Here is a 16,164-nt window from a genome sequence, read left to right as displayed (position 1 = left end):
GTAATCATAATGAGTGGATAGAGGTGTTTTTATGGATTTTATGCTTTTTGAAGATATAATAAATAGAATCGATGGCGTACTTAATTCTAAAGTAATAACCGAGCAGGATACAATAGCTGAAATACATATTTTAGCAAGTAATCATAGATCAGCAAAACAAATCGTAAGGGACATAGAATCATCTATTTTAGCATCATACAATTATAGAATTGATAGAAAAAAAATAAGCGTAGCTCAAATTCAAACTGATTTCAAAGAGGCATTTTACAGAATAAAATTTTCTGGAGTTTCTTTAAAATCACTTGATAACACAGTTGAGTGCACTCTCAAATTAAACTATAAAGATGAAGATTTCTATGTAACCCAAGTTGGAATCAACACCGCAGCAAATCGAAGAAAAATAGTGGCTGATTGTACAGTTAAAGCTGTAGAAAAAATTCTTGGACAAGCATTTATATTTGATATCCATGATGTTGTTATTGGTACTAGTTCCGATATCACCTATGTAACAGTTCTTGTAAATATGATTTTAAATAATGTTGAAGAAACTATGGTAGGTTCAGCAGTAATAAAGAATGATGTTAATGAAACAATAGCTAAAGCGACATTAGACGCAATTAATAGAAGAGTTCAAAAAGTTAATATTTAACACGCTTTAAAGGCCAATTACATTTAATCTTTAATTTTTTTAACTAATATATTTTACCCCAATAGAAGCGGAGAGATTCACTATAGGCTTTAGCGAATCCCTATAGAATCCAAAAGTTAAGGGGGATGTAAGTATGAAAAAGTTTTTCCCAGTTATAATAGCTTTATTAGCTCTTGTTGTTGCTGGTGGTTCACAATTTAGCTGGATATAGTTTTTAGTTAATATATTTAAATGTAATTGGCTTTTATTTATCAGGAGGAACAGTATGAAGAATAAAAAATTAATTTTATATTTAGCAACTATGTATATTTTATCAGCAGTATGTTTTATATTTGCATTTAAATATGACAGACACTTCCTTGATTATTCTAGTAATACTATTATTGGAATAATATTTTTTATACTTTTGTCAGCTTTTTTAGAGTCCATGACGTTTGTTTATAAACAAACATCAATCAGTACTGGTTTTTCCGTTACATTGGCTTCAATTTTAATTTTTGGTCCTTTTTTATCAATGGTTATTATAAGTATTGGTGCAACTTTAAGGATTGTAAAAATCAATAATAAGTATATTCATTTTTTTAATACTCCATTGCATAAAAAATTATTTAATATCTCTAATTTTTCAATTTCAATATTTTTATCATCATTTTATTTTAAAAATTATTTAGGTTTTGAAAAAATAACTTCAATAAAATTCTTTTACATTTTAATTGTTGTTATGTTGTTTTTACTGGTAAATTCTATTATAATATCACTTCTTATCGCTATTATAACAGGTGATAAATTCTCTAAAATATTGCTAAGTAATCTCCGAATGGGTGTTTTAAACATACTTGCTATGGCACCATTTGGTTTGCTATTAGCTTATTTATATCAAAATTATAATATTTTAGGGATAATCGTTTTAATTATTCCTATAACCCTTTCAAGATATACATTCCAATTATATATCGAATCAAAAAATAAATATTTAGAAACAGTGAAGGCATTGATGAATGCTATGGAAGCAAGGGATAAATATACTGAAGGACATTCAAGAAGGGTTGCAGAAATAGTTGAAAAAATAGCAAAAGAGCTTAAATACAGCGAAAGTAAAATAGAACAATTGAATATAGCTTCTCTTCTTCATGATGTAGGAAAAATAGGTATTGATGATAGTATACTTAATAAACCTGGAAATCTTAATGATGAGGAATATGGAATTATTAAAAAACATCCTTTAATAGGATATGAGATCTTAAAGGAAATAAAAGATCTTGATGAAATTTCTTTTATAGTGAAGCATCATCATGAACGTTATGACGGTAAGGGATATCCTGATGGTAAAAAAGCTGAGGAACTGAATTTAGATGTATTTATTGTTCAATTGGCAGATTCGATAGATGCAATGTCAACAGACAGGCCTTATAGAAGAGCCTTATCTGAGGATGAGGTTTTAAGTGAGCTTGTAAAGAATAAAGGTACACAATTCCACCCAACCGTGGTTGATGCCTACATAAGAGCTTTAAAAAAAGTTAATTAAATTAGTTTTTGAGGGGTTTAAATATGTTTATAGAGGCATTGGTTTTATCAATTATATTAGGAATTATTTTAAAAGGTTCTCTAGCAAATTTAGGTAATCTGAAATTAGATAAGATTTATCTGATTTTAATTTCTTTTGCTATCGAATTTTTAATGATGATTTTAATTACAAAAGGAATTATAAGTAGAGGTGTTTACACTTATTTCTTTAATTTCGTAATGTATCTATTACTTTTAACATTTGTTTATTATAACAGAAGTAATTTTACCATAATAATCATGGGAATCGGATTTATATTAAATGCACTTCCTATATTTTTAAACGGTGGTGCGATGCCAGTAAGTCCCAAAGCTGTTTATTTAGCCGGACTTGCTCCTTCAGTTAGTGCTGTTAAAGTATCAACTGAAGGGTTATATGTGCTTCAGAATGCACAAACAAAACTCTGGTTTTTAGGAGATATTATTCCAAAACCTTTCTTAAGACCAGCAGTTATAAGCATAGGCGATATTGTAATAGCATTAGGATTGATACTTCTAATTATAAAAGGAATGAGGAAATCACTTAAGTGATTTCCTCATTCCTTTTATTCAAAATCTACGGTATACTGCTGACAATTACATGTTGATTTTCTGTAATTACACACTGCTGGTTTTTTAATTAATTCCAGTAATTCCTGATTCAGCTCGTCAAATTTCTCTTTGTTTAATGAATAATAAATCCATTTTCCTTGTCTTTTTGTATTAACTAAATTTGCGTCGCTTAATATTTTTAAATGATGTGATACTGCAGGCTGACTTAGCTCTAAGTTATCACATATGTCACAAACACACATATCGCAACATACTAACATTTTAATAATTTTTATTCGGTTTTCGTCAGACATAGCCTTTAAGATATCTACTAAATCCAAAATTCTCACCTTACCTTAATTTTAACTTAGAAACTGAGCATAATAAAAGCTGCCACCCTAGTGACAGCTCTGGTGCGGAGAGCGGGACTTGAACCCGCACGGGATACCCACACGCCCCTCAAACGTGCGCGTCTGCCGATTCCGCCATCCCCGCTCGACACTATTATTTTATTACTTTTCTTAAAAAATGTCAATAATTAATTAACTTAAAAATAAAAAACACTACACAATAATGTAGTGACTAAATATAAAAACTGAGTAAGCCTATAAGCCGAGTTCTGTCTTAGACGGTCATCTATCTAGGCTATCTGTTACCAGATAGCTCAAGCGATACTACCCGGGAGCACGCCGGGCCGACGTTAAAATGCTCCCCTATTCGATCTTGCTCCAGGTGGGGTTTACATAGCCACACAGTCGCCAGTGTGCTGGTGAGCTCTTACCTCACCTTTCCACCCTTACCACATTTAGAGGTTGGATGTTAGAAATTAGATATCAGAAATTTAAATCAAAATTCTAATCTCTAACATCCAACCTTAAAATGGGCGGTATATCTCTGTTGCACTTTCCTTAGAGTCGCCTCCACCGGGTATTACCCGGCACCCTGCCTACGGAGCTCGGACTTTCCTCTCCCTCTTACGAGGCAGCGACCATCCAGCTTACTCAATTTATTCACTTTAATCTTTAAACTTTAAACTAAATTGTTCTCGTTGTCCTGACTTAAATAATGTTATCATATTCATTAAGTCATGTAAACAGTTTTATTTTGGAAATGCAATATTTTAATACAACTATTTTTTGTTCAGATTATCAGTAATATCACAACTATACTATGCTGAAGGGATTCGTCGTTAGTTCTACATTAATACAATCTACATCTATGTTTGAAGAAATTAAAGCAGAAATATAGGGTACAAAGAGCTTCTCAGAATCATAGTGACTTAAATTAATAATATTTATTCCTTCATTAACAGCATCGTAAACCTCATGATGTTTAAGATCACCTGAAATAAATACATCACAACCTTTATTAATAGCATTTTTAATAAATTCTGCCCCAGCTCCTCCAACAATTCCAATTCTATTAACCTTCTTCATCAAATCACCTGCAACTTGAAGAGTGGAAATGCTAAAGCTATCCTTTATTACTTTACATAAATCTTTAAATGTAATTGATTTTTCTAAATCTCCATATCTTCCTGTTCCGTTTTCAATGGCATTTCTCAGTAAATATATATCATAAGCTACTTCCTCATATGGATGGGAATTCAACATAGCTTTAACCACTTTGTCTATGTCACATTCTTTTACTATAGTTTCTATTTTAACTTCATCTACAAATTCTTCGTTATCAATAGTACCAATGAAAGGTGAAGCACCATTTAGAGGCTTAAAGGTTCCTGTGCCCTCTGTAATAAAGGAACAGTTGCTATAGTTTCCTATATGCCCACCCCCTGCAGAAAAAATAGCATGTCTTACTTTTTCTGCATATGACCTTGGTACATATACTGCCAATTTATATAGTTTTACGTTTTTATTTTTTGTTAAAACTTTTATATTGTTTAACTTAAGCAATTTGGCTAACATATCATTCATTCCATCAGGTGAATTATCAAAATTAGTATGTAGAGAATAAACATTAATGTTCTCCTTAATTAATTTAATTATTAAATCACACTTATAGTCCTTTGCAACTATTTTTTTTAAAGGTCTGAATATCAATGGATGATGGCTAATTATCAAATCAGAACCTGACACTATAGCTTGATTTACAATATCATCATTTATCTCAAGGCAAACCAGAACCCTATTTATAATTTTATTTTTATCGCCAATAATTAAACCCACATTATCGTAGTCTTCTGCAAAATATGGATGGTATTTCTCTTCAATAAATTTTATTAGTTCATGACACTTTACAGACATCTTATCACATCCTTAAATTCATCTCTTAGTTTTATTAAATAATTATGTCTCTCAGAAGTCTCACCCTTATTACTATTATAAATTATATTTTCTATCTGTGAAATTTTAAATTCAACATAATTTTTTAACACTGGATGTCTCTTTTCTAACAATTTCATTCCTGTATAATAATAAACCTCTTTTTCATATTTATCTGATTCACCTATATGGGCTCTCATTATATGATAAAATTTTTTCGAATCTTCTACTATATCCTCATCAACAATCTTAAATCCGTTACATACCAGATATTTTCTTAAAACTTCTGGATGTTGCATTGGCTGAAGAACCATATTATTTATTTGCTGTGCTAAATCAATACTATCATTTATTATGTCAACTATAAGATTTCCCCCCATACCAGCAATAATTACTGTATCAACCTCCCCCTCTTTAAGAGGTTTTAAACCCGGTCCAACTCTTGTTTCAATTTTTGTATTTAAACCATAACTTTTAATATTTTTGTTTGCAACCTTTATTGGACCTTCTTTAATATCACATGCTATTGCTCTTTTGCAGATATTATTTCTTATACAATAAATTGGTATATACCCATGATCTGTACCAATATCTGCTATACAGTTACTTTCCGGTATCATATTTGCAATATGAAGTAATCGTTCAGATAAATTCATAATTCTCTCCCTTTTTTATTTAAAATTTTTAAATTTTATAGAGTGAAAAATATAACCTACACATATAGGTGTAGGTTAGTCTAAATAATCCTTTAGTTTTTTACTTCTACTTGGATGACGGAGTTTTCGTAAAGCTTTTGCCTCAATCTGTCTTATTCGCTCCCTTGTAACTTTAAATTCTTTTCCAACTTCCTCTAATGTTCTTGCCCTTCCATCATCTAAGCCAAATCTTAAACGAAGAACCTTTTCTTCCCTAGGTGTTAAAGTATCCAGTACATCCATTAACTGTTCTTTTAACATTGTGTATGCTGCCGCTTCAGCAGGAGCAGGAGCATCTTCATCAGGAATAAAATCTCCAAGATGGCTATCCTCTTCTTCTCCTATAGGTGTTTCCAGTGATACAGGTTCCTGAGCAATTTTCATAATTTCTCTAACCTTATCAACTTCCATATTCATTTCCTTAGCAACCTCTTCAGGGCTAGGTTCTCTACCAAGTTCCTGTAACAACTGCCTTGATACTCTGATTAATTTGTTAATAGTTTCTACCATATGAACTGGTATTCTAATTGTCCTTGCCTGATCTGCAATTGCCCTTGTAATTGCCTGCCTTATCCACCATGTAGCATATGTTGAAAATTTATATCCCTTTCTATAATCAAACTTTTCAACTGCCTTAAGTAACCCTAAATTTCCTTCTTGAATTAAATCTAGAAACAGCATCCCTCTACCAACATACCTCTTTGCAATACTAACTACAAGTCTAAGGTTTGCCTCTGCTAATTTTTTCTTGGCTTCTGGATCATTTTCTTCAATTCTTCTTGCTAAATCAATCTCCTCATCAGCTGATAATAATGGAACTTTTCCTATTTCCTTTAGATACATTCTAACAGGATCATCTATGCTTATTCCTTCAGGTATTGATATATCAAGGTCTTCTTCTAATAATGGTTCTGAAGCAAAATCATCACTATCGCCCATAACCTCAATTCCCATAGATTCTAAAATCTCATATATCTTTTCAATTTGCTCAGGGGACAAATCTACATCCTCTAAAGTATCCATTATTTCTTTATAAGTTAAAATACCTGATTTTTTTCCCTTATCTATCAATTGTTTTACTACAGTCATCTTTGCACTATTGTTAGCTTCATTTTTCAAATGTATTACCTCCCTCCACAGCGCTACAGCCTATTAAGCTCTTTTTTAAGTGTAACCAACTCTTGCGATAATGCTGCTGATTTTACAATTTCATTGTTCTTTTCACATTCTTTAATAGTTAATGTAATTTCGTTTATTTTATTTTCGAGATTATATCTCTTTATTGTTTTAATAAAATCATCAATCGTTTCCAGGCCTCCATTATCATATTTTTCATCTAGTAATATAAGTGAAATATCACTAATATCGTCTTGATTATTTAGTTTTGTTAAATAACTATTTATATCTATTTCTTCATTCTTCTCTTTACAGTTGATAATATACTCATAAGTTCCTCGATAACTTTCTGATACAAACTCACTCGGTTGCAGATTTGATTTAATATATTCGAAAAAATTATCGTTAATCAAAGAAAACTTTATCAACCATCTTTCTGCTTTTTTGTAACCAGGCTCAATATTGTAAATATTACCACTTGTATTATTATATCTAATATCCATTTTGTTATTCTCTCTATTTGCATTGAATTTTTTATTTTTTACAACTTCACCTAAAATTGCATTTAAGTTTATACCGGTTTGGTCATATATTTTTGATGCATAAGCCTGGATTGTGATTTCATCATTTACATTACTTAATATATCTGCTACTTCAGACACAAATTTACTTTTATCTTTAGCTTCTTTTAAATTTTTACCAGCTTTCGCCATTGATATTTTATAATCTAAAATTGGCATAGCTTCGTCAATCAATTTTAAAAAACTAGCTACTCCAAACAATTTTATATATTCGTCTGGGTCTTTACCATTATCAATATTCACCACTTTTACTTCGCACCCAACGTTGCTTAGAGTATCAAGTCCTCTTAATGTAGCCATCTTACCTGCCACATCTGAATCATAACATATATAGATTTTCTTACTATACCTTTTTAATAGTTTTGCCTGTTCTGTTGTAAGTGCTGTTCCTAGAGAAGCAACAGCATTATTTATTCCCCATTGATGAAGGGATATACAGTCCATATAACCTTCAACTATTATGATATATTCTGGTATTCCAGTCTTTAAAGTAAAGTTTAATCCATATAAATTTGTTCCCTTTGTAAAGACCGGTGTTTCTGGAGAGTTCAAATATTTAGGCTTTGAGTCATCAAAAACTCTCCCACCAAAACCAATAACCCTGCCTTTTATATCGAAAACCGGGAACATCAATCTATCTCTAAATTTATCATAATAATTTTCATTTTTCTTAGATAATAGTCCTGCTTTGAAAAGTAAGTCATCACTATATCCTTTGCTCTTCATATATTTCTGCAGAGCATTCCAATCAGGTTCACTATAGCCTAAGCCAAATTTCTTAATGGTTTTTTCATTTATTTCTCTATTCTTTAAATAAGCAAGAGCCTTTTTATTATTTTTTAAATTTGCGAAAAAGAATCTTGCTGCTTCTATATTTATTTGGTATATTTTATCCTTAATAGTTTCTTCTTTTAAAGCCTTAGGGTCTTTTAAATCATATTCAATTTTTACACCAGACCTTTCAGCTAAAATTTTTAAGGCATCCAAAAAATCAATATTTCTTATTTTCATTAAAAAACCTATAACATTGCCAGAGGCACCACAGCCAAAACAATGAAACAGTTGTTTTTCTCTAGAAACACTTAATGACGGACCCTTATCCCCATGGAAAGGACAAATACCCATAAAATTTCTACCTGATTGCTTTAAAGAAACAAATTCCGAAATTATTTCCACAATATCGCTATTTTGTATCACCTTTTCGATTATTTCATCTGGAATTCGTCTCATATTATCACCTATCACTTCTTTAATAAATATTTTCTACATCTTAATCAAATTTCCTTCTCATAAGTGCATATTTAATTTTATTTAATTGAATTGTTTATATAAAATTGACAATATCTGTTTTAAAAGCATTTATTAAAGACACAAATATCTATTATTCGACATAAACTTTTAAATTCCTTCTTTCTATAAGAAATTTTAATAACTTTTTTTCCATGGGGAAGGTATAAAGTAATTCATAAATTCTGTTAATGCAAATCTATCAGTCATTCCTGCAATATAATCACACACTACCCTTTCTTTTCCCCATTTTTCTATTCGATTAAAATACTCATTTGGCATTATTTCTGGAGTTTTTAAATAATAACTGAAAAGTTTCAACAAGCAATTTGATGCCTTCTCGTCCTCTTTCTTTGCTTCTGAACCAATATATACATTATTAAACATATATTTTCTTAATTCCCATGTGGCTTCACCAATTTCTCCCGTTAATTTAATCTCTCCATAATGTAACGCATAATCTATAACAGATTTAATCATATTATTAATTCTTTCGGAATGTTTCTCTCCTAATACCTTAATGCATTCTTTAGGTAAGTCAGAAATTGATATTATTCCTGCTCTTATTGCATCATCAATATCGTGATTAATATAAGCTATTTTGTCTGCTAACTTTACTACCTTCCCCTCATTTGTACTTGGAATAAGCTCTCCTGAGTGACAATATATTCCATCTCTAACCTCATAGGTAAGATTTAATCCTGTACCTGATTCCAGATAATCTACAACTCTAAGGCTCTGTTCATTATGTCTAAATCCATTGCTAGTTATCTTATCCAATACACTTTCTCCTGTGTGGCCAAAGGGTGTATGGCCTAAATCGTGTCCAAGTGCTATTGCCTCAGTTAAATCTTCATTTAATCCAATTGCTCTTGATATAGTTCTTGCAATTTGTGAAACCTCTAGGGTATGTGTCAGTCTTGTTCTGTAATGGTCACCCTCTGGAGCAATAAAAACTTGAGTCTTATGTTTTAATCTTCTAAAGGCTTTAGAATGAATGATTCTATCCCTATCCCTCTGAAAATCTGTCCTTATATTACATTTTTCTTCATGAGTCACCCTACCCTTAGTGTCTTTACTAAGGGTAGCAAGTTTAGATAAATATTTTGTTTCTAACTCTTCATAATTTTCCCTAATGCTCATAAAATCACCGTTCTTAATATAATTAACCCTTTAATTATTATATACCACATAAATGTCAATATCCCTTCTTTTTGATTAATATTAATAACTATAATTTTTTTATAATTAATTAATGTTTTCTTTATAATTCTCAGTATTTAACATTTTTTCTTATAATTCATATTTTTATACAATATAAGTGAAATTTATTAAGCATAATCTTAGTTTTTAAATAATATATATCAATAGCAAGAATATGAGGTGATTAAATGGACAACATTATCAAATCAGATTTAACAGCTGGTGAAATAGGATTTTTTTCTAATTATGAAATTCAAAGCGAAGTTTTAGCTAATTATAATTATAAGATTCTTGACATACAAAATATTAAGTTTAAGGATACTGATAAACAACGTGCGGTTTTTAAGATAGAAACAAATAAAGGTACCAAATGTCTCAAAAAAGTATATTACCAAATAGATGATTTATTGTTTATTTATTCAATTATTGAATGGTTAAATGTTCGAGGCGTAAAATGTCCACGTTTATTATCTACAAAAAACGGTAGAAAATTTGTTAATTACCAAAATAATCTCTTTATACTTACCGACTGGATAGAAGGAAGAAAATGTGATTATGACAACATCAATGATATAGCATTAACTGCTTTAAACCTTGCTAAGATACATAAATACTCAAAGGGATTTGTTCCAATTGAAGGTAGTAAAATTAGAAAAAACGATAGTTTATTTTTTGAGAGTTATAATAAACATTTTTTGCAACTATTGGAGCTATCTAATTCAGCTTTTATTGTTAAGGATAAATTTTCTAAAATCTTTTTAGATCATTTTGATTATAATCTGTTAAAAGCCCAGGAAAGTGTTTATTTACTTTCACAAATAGATTTAACAAAAAACATCGGTGATTCAGTAAGCCTAAACTCCATTTGTCATTTAGACTATGTTAATAAAAATATCATATTTACACCTGATAATCAGATTTATCTGATAGATTTTGACAAAACTCAAATTGATATGCCAGTTCACGATATAAGTTACTACTTACGAAGAATTCTGAAAAGAGAAAAAACAGAATGGAGTTTTGAAATTTTTAAGGTTGCTATGGAATCCTATGAAAATGTAAGACCACTTGGTAAAAGTGAATATTTAATACTTCTATCAACCCTCATGTTTCCGCATAAATTTTGGAAAATTTCTCGGGACTATTATAAAAATTTAAAACAATGTAATAAAGAATCATTCACCACAATACTCAAAAAAATTGTCAGCCAAGAAGCAAACCACGATTTGTTTTGTGAAAAAGCTAAAGAATATATTGAAGAAAAATTTAAGGAGTAGCTCCGCTACTCCTTAAATAATCTATCTAGGATTTTTTGCCTGTGCCTGAGCTGCTGCCAGCCTTGCTATTGGTACTCTAAAAGGTGAACAAGAAACATAATTCAACCCTGTAATATGGCAAAATTCAACTGATGAAGGTTCTCCACCATGTTCTCCACATATACCTAGTTTAATATTTGGTCTCACTGTTTTTCCAAGTTCTACAGCCATTTTTACAAGTTTTCCTACACCTGTTTGGTCTAGTTTCTGGAATGGATCAAATTCGAAAATTTTCTTATCATAGTAATCCTTTAAGAACTTACCAGCATCATCCCTTGAAAAACCAAATGTCATTTGAGTTAAATCATTAGTTCCAAATGAGAAGAACTCAGCCTCCTTAGCTATCTCATCTGCAGTTAATGCAGCTCTTGGAACTTCAATCATTGTTCCAACCATATATTCGATTTTTACATCTGAAGATGCAATTACTTCATCAGCAGTTCTAATAACAACTTCCTTTACAAACTTTAATTCTTTTAATTCACCAACTAATGGAATCATTATTTCAGGTTTTATATTATATCCATGACGTCTATGAACTTCTATGGCTGCTTCTATTATTGCTCGAGTCTGCATCTCAGCAATCTCAGGATATGTAACAGCTAATCTGCAACCCCTATGGCCTAACATAGGATTAAATTCTTTTAAGGATTCAACTGTTGAGAATAATTCTTCATAAGTTAATCCCATATTTTTTGCTAGTTCTTCAATATCTTCCTTATCGTGAGGTAAAAATTCATGTAGTGGTGGATCTAAAAGTCTTATTGTAACCGGTCTTTCTTCCATTGCTTCATAAATTCCTATAAAGTCTTTTCTTTGCATTGGTAATAACTTATCTAGAGCCTTTCTCCTTGCTTCTTCATCCTTTGCAACTATCATTTCTCTCACAGCAGGTATCCTATCTTCTTCAAAGAACATATGCTCTGTTCTACATAATCCAATACCTTCTGCACCAAATTTAACAGCCTGTGCAGCATCCTTTGGTGTATCGGCATTTGTTCTAACTTTTAGGACTCTTATTTCATCTGCCCAGCTCATAAATGTTCCAAAATATCCTGAAATTTCTGGCTCAACTGTTTTTATTGCATGTCCATATACTTTACCCGTTGTTCCATCTATTGAAATGTAATCACCTTCATTTACTTTGACACCATTAACAGTAAAATACTTTTCTTCTTCATTAATCTTTATATCACCGCAGCCAGCAACACAACATTTTCCCATACCTCTTGCAACAACTGCTGCATGGGAAGTCATTCCCCCTCTTGCTGTTAATATTCCCTCTGCTGCAACCATACCTTCAATGTCTTCAGGAGAAGTTTCAATTCTAACTAAAACAACTTTTTCTCCCTGAGCTCTTCGTATCTTTGCTTCATCAGCAGTAAAATAAACTTTACCACAAGCAGCGCCTGGTGAAGCAGGTAATCCTTTAGCAATTTCCTTAGCATTTTTTAACTCTTTTACTTCAAAAGTAGGATGTAGAAGCTGATCAAGTTGTTTTGGATCTACCTTAAGTATTGCCTCTTCTTTTGTTATCAATCCTTCTTCAACCATTTCAACAGCAATTCTTAAAGCTGCCTGGGCAGTTCTTTTTCCATTCCTTGTTTGCAAGAAATACAATTTACCCTGTTCAATAGTGAATTCCATATCCTGCATGTCTTTATAATGTTTTTCCAGAATATTAGCTATTTTCATGAATTCTTCATAACATTCTGGCATAACTTTTTGAAGTGATTCTATGTCCTGAGGAGTTCTAATACCTGCAACAACGTCTTCTCCTTGTGCATTCATTAAAAATTCACCAAAAATTTTATTTTCTCCAGTTGCAGGATTTCTTGTAAAGGCAACTCCTGTTCCTGAAGTTTCACCCATGTTACCAAAAACCATTTGTTGCACATTAACAGCAGTTCCCCAAGTGCTTGGTATATCATTAAGTCTTCTATATACTATAGCTCTTGGATTTTCCCATGAACGAAAAACAGCCTTAATTGCCTCAATCAGCTGATGTTTGGGATCTGATGGGAAATCCTCACCTTTTTCTTCCTTATATAAATCTTTAAATCTCTTAACAACTTCTTTTAAATCCTCAGCATTTAAGTCTGTGTCTAATCTTGCTCCTCTTTCCTCTTTAATTTCATCAAGTATTTTCTCAAACAAATTCTTATCAATTTCCATTACAACATCACTAAACATTTGAATAAATCTTCTATAACTGTCATAAGCGAATCTTTCATTGTTTGATAGTCTTGCTATTCCTGCTACTGTTTCATCATTTAATCCTAAATTAAGTATAGTATCCATCATTCCTGGCATTGATGCTCTTGCCCCTGATCTTACTGAAACAAGAAGCGGATTTTCTGGATTTCCAAATTCTTTTCCTGTTATCTTTTCAAGTTTGTTTAAATTTTCATAAATCTGTGAAATTATTTCTTCGCTTATCCTTCTACCGTCATCATAATACTTAATGCAGGCCTCCGTTGTAACAGTAAAGCCCTGAGGTATTGGTAAGCCTATATTAGTCATTTCTGCTAAGTTAGCTCCTTTACCTCCTAAAAGATTTCGCATTTGTGCGTTACCTTCACTAAAAAGGTAAACAAATTTTTGTTTGTCATTACTCATTTAATAAACCCCCTGTCTATTTATGCATTTAATTAAAAACTAACCCATAGGGACATTTTGTGTCCCGTTTTCATATACATCCCCCATGTACCCTATTATTTATATTATTTCCCAGCTCCTATTTTTACGAATAACCTCGTTATGTTGGTTTTTGAAACCTTCCCAGTTATTTTAAACATTTCTTTTCCTTCTTCTGTTATTTCTTTTTCTACTACTGGAAGGCTGTCAACTTCATGCTCAATTATTTTCTTTGCAGCTTCAAAAGCAGGATCTTCATCAGTAATGGTAATAATGTTAGGCATTCTAGTCATTATAATTCCGACTGGAACTTTGTGAATATCTGTATTACCAAGAGCAATTTTTAAAAAGTCCTTTCTTGATACAGCTCCTACCAAGTAATCATTATTTGTTACGAATATAGTTCCTGCATCATTTAGAAATAATTGAACAATTGCATCATAAACGGTAGTGTCCTCTGATACAACAGTTGGTTTAGATTTTATTTCAGCAACAGTAATTTCCCTTATTAAGTCATATACAATACTGTTACCACCCTTCTTTGAATACAGATAACCTACCTTTGGACGTGCCTCTAAAATACCAGTCATTGTTAATATTGCCAAGTCTGGCCTTAATGCTGCACGGGTTACATTTATCTTATCTGCAAGTTGTTCACTTGTAATTGGTTGATTTTCTTTTACTAATCTTATAATCTCTTCTTGACGCTTTGTGAGTTTAATAACAATCACCCTCTCTGCACAACTTGATAAATTGAATTTAATTGATGTATTATATATTATTATATAAATGCAGAGGATTATTTACAACATTATTTTAATAAAAAATAAATAATATACACAATTTTTACATATGAGATATATTATTATATTTTTTAGTTTTAACCTAAAGTTATATTTATATTTTATTGTATTTTTCATAATATTTCAACAATTTTGTTAATTGAATTAAAAATTGTCAGCCGAAGCTGACCATTTTTAATTCAATCTAATTCTTGAGAGTTTTGATTATTAACCTCTTCTGAACTTTTTGTTTCATGTTCATCATTGTAATTGTTCTTATTTGTAATATTACTGATATTGTTCTTTATATCATTTATAACTTCTTCGGTTTTTTCTTTTATATCCTCTGCCCTTTCTTTAACTACATTATTAATTATTTCAACATCACCATTAGATTTTTCTATCTCAATGGTTACCTTTGTCACTAAAGCGGAAATAGCTGCTATAGCTAAGACATATGGTGCCCCAAGGCTTATAGCTCCAGCTGCAATTCCAGCATTAACTGGAATGTCTACTAACACTTTGTTATCCTTTTTTATCTTTATCCTATTTACATTACCTTTTTTTATTATGTCTTTAATTGTATCAACCAAATCGCTACCTGCATTTGAAATGTTTTTTAAAATATTTTTATTATTTTGTTCGATGTAAATTAACGTATCTATTAAATTGCCATTATTTTTTTCTAAAACTTCCTTAGCTTCAGCGTAAGTTAAATTTGAGCGTTGACGAATTATGTCAATCTTTTCTAATGTAATTTCTTCCATTAGATCATCTCCTTATAATTTTTAATTTGACTCAAGAGATTTAAACTTTTTAAATCTCTGTTTATATAATACTTTATATAGTTTGACATAATTTCCTGTAAGTAATTCATCGTCTTTTTATCAATATTAATATCTCTCAAATTCTCTAATTTTATGTTTTTTATTTTTAATAATAAATTTAATGTTTCTTTATTTATTGGATATGCAAATTTATTTTCTTTACATTTAGGGCAGTAAATTCCTCCATCAGATACACTAAAATAGCCAAATTCAATCTTTTTTCTGCACTTTATACATCCATTTAAATAGGGCATATTACCAAATAATGAAATTGCTTTAAAATCAAATACAAGTTTTAAAAGTTCAAGGTCTACTTCATCATGTGTAATTATGTACAATGTCTTTAGTAAAAGGCCCATTAATGACAAATTAACTGAATCCTTTTCAGTTAATTTGTCGATAAGTTCTAAAAAGTAGCTTCCATAGGCAAGTTTATCCAGATTAAGCAATATACTCTGAAAGGATTCAATTATATTACATTGTTTTAAATTATATAAGCTTTTGCCTTTACTAATAACAAATTCACAATAACAAAACTGTTGTGTTGATGCCATAAACTTACTATTGCTTTTTCTAGCTCCATATACTACTACATCAATTTTACCAAATTTATCTGTTAACATTGTAATAATTTTATCACTTTCACCAATGTTTATAGATTTTAACACAACACCTTGAAGTTTAATAAAATCCAA

At 30.6% G+C, this 16,164-nt stretch carries 14 protein-coding genes, 1 tRNA gene and 1 other RNA gene; 4 read left to right on the top strand and 12 right to left on the bottom strand.

The window, feature by feature from the left end; all coding sequences use genetic code 11:
- Positions 1 to 31: 31 nt before the first annotated feature.
- The 3 genes from Q428_RS09210 to Q428_RS09200 all read left to right on the top strand — a co-directional run bounded on the left by Q428_RS09210 (position 32) and on the right by Q428_RS09200 (position 2,743).
- Positions 32 to 649, top strand: coding sequence for a hypothetical protein (locus tag Q428_RS09210; RefSeq protein WP_035380287.1), 618 nt, complete (start codon positions 32 to 34; stop codon positions 647 to 649).
- A 265-nt stretch (positions 650 to 914) separates the two neighbouring features.
- Positions 915 to 2,174 carry an HD-GYP domain-containing protein gene (locus Q428_RS09205; protein ID WP_035380275.1) on the top strand — a complete coding sequence of 420 codons (1,260 nt, stop codon included), beginning with the start codon at positions 915 to 917 and terminating at the stop codon, positions 2,172 to 2,174.
- Positions 2,175 to 2,197: 23 nt separating this feature from the next.
- The gene (locus Q428_RS09200) at positions 2,198 to 2,743 is read left to right on the top strand and encodes a DUF5317 domain-containing protein (protein WP_035380273.1); all 546 of its coding nucleotides are present in this window, start codon (positions 2,198 to 2,200) and stop codon (positions 2,741 to 2,743) included.
- Between the two features lie 14 nt (positions 2,744 to 2,757).
- On the opposite strand, the gene Q428_RS09195 is transcribed toward Q428_RS09200, so the two are convergent.
- From Q428_RS09195 to Q428_RS09165, 8 genes are all read right to left on the bottom strand, one after another.
- The gene (locus tag Q428_RS09195; RefSeq protein ID WP_051515084.1) at positions 2,758 to 3,084 is read right to left on the bottom strand and encodes an ArsR/SmtB family transcription factor; all 327 of its coding nucleotides are present in this window, start codon (positions 3,082 to 3,084) and stop codon (positions 2,758 to 2,760) included.
- A gap of 70 nt (positions 3,085 to 3,154) precedes the next feature.
- Positions 3,155 to 3,238: transfer RNA gene (locus tag Q428_RS09190), tRNA-Leu, on the bottom strand.
- Between the two features lie 97 nt (positions 3,239 to 3,335).
- Positions 3,336 to 3,747: RNase P RNA component class A (gene rnpB, locus Q428_RS14550), an RNA gene on the bottom strand.
- A gap of 159 nt (positions 3,748 to 3,906) precedes the next feature.
- Entirely contained in the window at positions 3,907 to 5,007 is a 1,101-nt protein-coding gene (locus Q428_RS09185; RefSeq protein WP_035380270.1) for a Nif3-like dinuclear metal center hexameric protein, read from the bottom strand.
- Positions 4,998 to 5,681: a tRNA (adenine(22)-N(1))-methyltransferase gene (locus Q428_RS09180; RefSeq protein WP_035380269.1), complete on the bottom strand. Its 684-nt coding sequence runs from the start codon at positions 5,679 to 5,681 to the stop codon at positions 4,998 to 5,000. The genes Q428_RS09185 and Q428_RS09180 overlap by 10 nt, the downstream gene beginning before the upstream one ends.
- A gap of 75 nt (positions 5,682 to 5,756) precedes the next feature.
- Positions 5,757 to 6,839, bottom strand: a complete 1,083-nt coding sequence (gene rpoD, locus Q428_RS09175; RefSeq protein WP_051515083.1) for an RNA polymerase sigma factor RpoD — start codon at positions 6,837 to 6,839, stop codon at positions 5,757 to 5,759.
- Between the two features lie 23 nt (positions 6,840 to 6,862).
- A complete protein-coding gene (gene dnaG, locus Q428_RS09170) occupies positions 6,863 to 8,647 on the bottom strand; it encodes a DNA primase (RefSeq protein ID WP_035380265.1) in 1,785 nt (594 codons plus the stop codon).
- A gap of 195 nt (positions 8,648 to 8,842) precedes the next feature.
- On the bottom strand, positions 8,843 to 9,847 hold the full coding sequence (locus Q428_RS09165; RefSeq protein WP_035380263.1) for a deoxyguanosinetriphosphate triphosphohydrolase: 1,005 nt from the start codon (positions 9,845 to 9,847) through the stop codon (positions 8,843 to 8,845).
- 248 nt (positions 9,848 to 10,095) lie between these two features.
- On the opposite strand from Q428_RS09165, the gene Q428_RS09160 reads away from it, so the two are divergent.
- Positions 10,096 to 11,184 carry a CotS family spore coat protein gene (locus Q428_RS09160; protein WP_084478256.1) on the top strand — a complete coding sequence of 363 codons (1,089 nt, stop codon included), beginning with the start codon at positions 10,096 to 10,098 and terminating at the stop codon, positions 11,182 to 11,184.
- Between the two features lie 21 nt (positions 11,185 to 11,205).
- On the opposite strand, the gene ppdK is transcribed toward Q428_RS09160, so the two are convergent.
- The 4 genes from ppdK to recO form a co-directional block, all read right to left on the bottom strand.
- Positions 11,206 to 13,842, bottom strand: a complete 2,637-nt coding sequence (gene ppdK, locus Q428_RS09155) for a pyruvate, phosphate dikinase (protein ID WP_035380261.1) — start codon at positions 13,840 to 13,842, stop codon at positions 11,206 to 11,208.
- 104 nt (positions 13,843 to 13,946) lie between these two features.
- Positions 13,947 to 14,582: a transcriptional regulator CcpN gene (gene ccpN / locus Q428_RS09150; RefSeq protein ID WP_278244893.1), complete on the bottom strand. Its 636-nt coding sequence runs from the start codon at positions 14,580 to 14,582 to the stop codon at positions 13,947 to 13,949.
- A 260-nt stretch (positions 14,583 to 14,842) separates the two neighbouring features.
- On the bottom strand, positions 14,843 to 15,409 hold the full coding sequence (locus tag Q428_RS09145; protein WP_035380257.1) for a DUF4342 domain-containing protein: 567 nt from the start codon (positions 15,407 to 15,409) through the stop codon (positions 14,843 to 14,845).
- Positions 15,409 to 16,164, bottom strand: coding sequence for a DNA repair protein RecO (gene recO, locus Q428_RS09140; protein WP_051515082.1), 756 nt, complete (start codon positions 16,162 to 16,164; stop codon positions 15,409 to 15,411). The genes Q428_RS09145 and recO overlap by 1 nt, the downstream gene beginning before the upstream one ends.

The organism is Fervidicella metallireducens AeB (assembly GCF_000601455.1).
Lineage (GTDB): Bacteria > Bacillota > Clostridia > Clostridiales > Caloramatoraceae > Fervidicella > Fervidicella metallireducens.
Note: the sequence above shows the minus strand (reverse complement) of the source record. Positions and strands in the feature narration are given on the sequence as shown.